The organism is Streptomyces boncukensis, assembly GCF_011045075.1.
Taxonomy (GTDB): domain Bacteria; phylum Actinomycetota; class Actinomycetes; order Streptomycetales; family Streptomycetaceae; genus Streptomyces; species Streptomyces boncukensis.
Genome location: NZ_JAAKZZ010000653.1, coordinates 1 through 3,523 on the forward strand (window position 1 = coordinate 1; position 3,523 = coordinate 3,523).

Consider the following 3,523-nt stretch of genomic DNA (forward strand, 5'->3'; position numbering starts at 1 on the left):
CCGCTCTTCCCCGCGCCCCTGACGGGGGCACGCCTGTGCCGGTGTTCCGCGCTACGTGGTCAGCAGGACCTTGCCGACGTGCCCGCTCGCCTCCAGCGTCCGATGCGCCTCGGCCGCGTCCCGCAGCGGCAGCGTACGGTCCACCACGGCCCGCACGCGGGGCTCCCCGGGCTCTTCCCCGCGCCGCCCCTGGCCGGTCGCCAGCAGCGGCCAGACGTGCTCCCGCACGGCCGCCACGATGGACGCCTTCTCCGCCTGCGGACGGGCGCGCAGCGAGGTCGCCGTCACCGCGCCCCGCTTGGCCAGCAGCTTGCCCAGGTTCAGCTCGCCCTTGACGCCGCCCTGCAGGCCGATGACGGCCAGTCGGCCGTTCGTGGCGAGGGCGTCGATGTTCCGCTCCAGGTACTTGGCGCCCACGATGTCCAGGATGACGTCGGCGCCGTGCCCGTCGGTGGCCGAGCGCAGCGCGTCGACGAAGTCCTCTTCGCGGTAGTTGACGAGGATGTCGGCGCCCAGCTCCGCACAGCGGTCCAGCTTCTCCTGGCTGCCCGCCGTGACGGCCACCCTGGCGCCCACCGCCTTCGCCAACTGGACGGCCATCGTGCCGATACCGCTGGAGCCGCCGTGCACCAGCAGCGTCTCGCCGGGGCGCAGATGCGCCACCATGAAGACGTTCGACCAGACCGTGCAGGTCACCTCGGGCAGCCCCGCCGCGGTCGTCATGTCCACGCCCTCCGGCACCGGCAGCAGCTGGCCCGCCGGGACGGCCACCCGCTCGGCGTAGCCGCCGCCCGCGAGCAGGGCGCACACCTCGTCGCCGACCGCCCAGCCGGACACGCCCGGACCGACGGCCGCCACACGGCCGGAGCACTCCAGCCCGGGGTACGGGCTGGCGCCCGGCGGCGGGTCGTAGAAGCCGAGCCGCTGCAGCAGGTCGGCGCGGTTGACTCCGGCGGCCGCGACATCGACGAGGACCTCGCCCTCGCCTGGCTCCGGGTCGGGCACCTCCGCCCACACCAGAGCATCGGGACCGCCGGGTTCGGGGATCGTGATCGCATGCATGCCGCCGACGCTACCGGGCCCGGTCCGGCGGACCGGGCCGGGAGGAAGGGGCTAGCCGGGACCGACTCCGGGCCCGGGGCCCCGCCCCGGGCCCGGAGTCGGTCCCGAGAGGGAGTGGTGAATCACCACCACCCGGTCCATCAGCTGCAGCGTCTCCGCGTCCGGGTCGTCATAGGCCAGTATCCGGTGCCCGCGGATCACCGAGACCACCAGATCGTCGCACTCCCGCGGGGACCGCCCCGCCTCCGCCTTGGTGACCGGCCGCTCGGTCAGGCCGAGCCCTGCCTCCTGCTGGATGAGGTCCTCCAGCACGGTGCTGGCGTACGGGCTGAGCATGGCCAGCCCCAGCAGCCTGCCCGCCGCGCTCGCGCTGGTGATGACGGCGTCCGCACCCGACTGCCGCAGCAGCGGCGCGTTCTCCTCCTCCCGTACCGCGGCGACGATCTTGATGCGGGGGTTGAGCTGCCGCGCCGTCAGCGTCACCAGCACCGAGGTGTCGTCGCGCTGCGGGGCGACGATGATCTGCCGGGCGCGCTCCACCTGCGCGCGCGCCAGCACCTCGCTGCGGGTGGCGTCGCCCTCGATCCCCGCGAAGCCCTCCGTGTTGGCGGCCTTGACCGCGTTCTGGTGCGGGTCGATGACGACGATCCGATCCCGGCGGATGTCGGTGGTCAGCAGCGTCTGCACCGCGGAGCGGCCCTTCGTGCCGAAACCGACGACGACGGTGTGGTCGCGCAAGGAGGACCTCCAGCGGGACAGGCGCCACTGCCGGCGCGTGCGGTCGGTGAGCGCCTCCAGGGTGGTGCCGATGAGAATGATCAGGAAGAGCACCCTGAGCGGTGTGATGAGCAGGGTGTTGACCAGCCGCGCGCCGTCCGTCACGGGAGAGATGTCGCCGTATCCGGTCGTCGAGAGGGTGACGGTCGTGTAGTACACGCAGTCCAGGAACGACACCCGGCCGTCGGCGGAGTCGTCGTAGCCGTCCCGGTCGAAGTACACCAGCAGCACCGTCGCCCACAGCACCCCGAGCGCCGCCAGGATGCGCCGGGACACCTGCCGCAGCGGACTGACCTCGGGGCGGGGGAGCAGCACGCTGCCGTGCCGCTCCTCCTCCTGCTGCTGCGCTCCCGCGGACTTCGCGCCGCCCCGCACCCGCTGCCTCAATGCGGCAGCTCCAGCAGCCGTACGTCCGTACCGGGGGCCGAGCCACCCGGCGGGACGACGGCCAGCGCCTCGGCTCCGGCGATACCGCGCAGCATCGCGGGGCCCGCGTAGCGCAGCGGCCGCACCCGCGCCCGTACGCCCGCGCCCTCGTGCACCACGGGCACCAGCCGGGTGTCGCGCGGATGGCCGTGCACCTCCTCGGCGAGCACCCCCTGCCGCTCCCGCTCCGGGCCCGGCCTGCCGCCGAGGGTGCGCAGCAGCGGCGCCGCGAGCGTCATCAGCCCGGAGAGCGCGGCCAGCGGATTGCCGGGCAGGCCGACGAGGTACGTACGGCGCCGCGGACCCCCGTCCTGCGGGGACCCGGCGCCGCCGGGCAGCGCGGCCAGCAGCATGGGGTGGCCCGGACGGACGCGCACGCCGTGCACGAGGAGTTCCGCGTCCAGCCGGCGGAGCGTCGGCCGCAGGTGGTCCACCGGGCCCGCGGCCGTGCCGCCCGTGGTGACCACCACGTCGGCCGTCGTGCCGGCCAGCGCCTCGTGCAGCGCCTCCGGGTCGTCCCCCAGCCGCCGGGTGGCGGTCACGTCGGCTCCCAGCGCCGTCAGCCAGGGGGCCGCGAGGGGGCCCAGCGCGTCCCGGATCCGGCCGTCCTTCGGCAGGCCCCGGTGCAGCAGCTCGTCGCCCAGGACGAGCACCTCGGCGCGCGGGCGGCGTACGACCTCCAGCTCGTCGTAGCCCGCGGCGGCGGCCAGCCCCAGCACCGCTGCGGTGACCGGCGTCCCCGGGGGCAGCAGCCCGTCGCCGGTGCGGCACTCCTGGCCGCGCGGACGGATGTCGGCGCCCTGCTGCGGCGCCTCCGCGGTGGTGCGCAGCCGCGACGCGGACGGCAGTTCGCCGTGCTCTGCGCGGAGCACCGCACTGGTGCCCGGCGGAACGCGGGCCCCGGTGGCGATCCGTACGGCCTGCCCGTCCGGCAGCGGCGCGGGTTCGGCGCGGTCGCCCGCGAGCAGGCCGGGCGCCGGTGCGCCGTCCGGTCCGGTGACCAGCTCCCAGGGGCCAGGCCCCGACACCGCCCAGCCGTCCATCGCCGAGGTGTCGAACGAGGGGAGGTCGGTCAGGGCGGTCAGGGGCGCGGCCAGAGTGTGCCCGATGGCGCGCTCCAGGGCGAGCACCGTACGCGGCAGCGCGCGCGGCGCACCCGCGGCGAGCGCACGGGCCCGGGACCAGGACGGCGGCTCAGGGCGCTCCCGCGGGGCTCCGGGGCGGCCCCGGCCGTCCGCCTGCCCGCCCGCCCCTTGCC

At 75.9% G+C, this 3,523-nt stretch carries 3 protein-coding genes; all 3 read right to left on the reverse strand.

Annotated elements, in window-relative coordinates; translation table 11 throughout:
* Positions 1-51: 51 nt before the first annotated feature.
* Entirely contained in the window at positions 52-1,062 is a 1,011-nt protein-coding gene (locus G5C65_RS33730; protein ID WP_165302864.1) for an NAD(P)H-quinone oxidoreductase, read from the reverse strand.
* Positions 1,063-1,113: 51 nt separating this feature from the next.
* Positions 1,114-2,214, reverse strand: a complete 1,101-nt coding sequence (locus G5C65_RS33735) for an NAD-binding protein (protein WP_165302866.1) — start codon at positions 2,212-2,214, stop codon at positions 1,114-1,116.
* Positions 2,215-2,222: 8 nt separating this feature from the next.
* Positions 2,223-3,523: molybdopterin molybdotransferase MoeA (locus tag G5C65_RS33740; RefSeq protein WP_165302865.1), on the reverse strand; the 1,301-nt coding region annotated here is incomplete at its 5' end.

Bases quoted from the DNA above. Each gene is read 5' to 3' on its own strand.
- G5C65_RS33730 (WP_165302864.1), bottom strand. From the start codon at position 1,062: ATGCATGCGATCACGATCCCCGAACCCGGCGGTCCCGATGCTCTGGTG.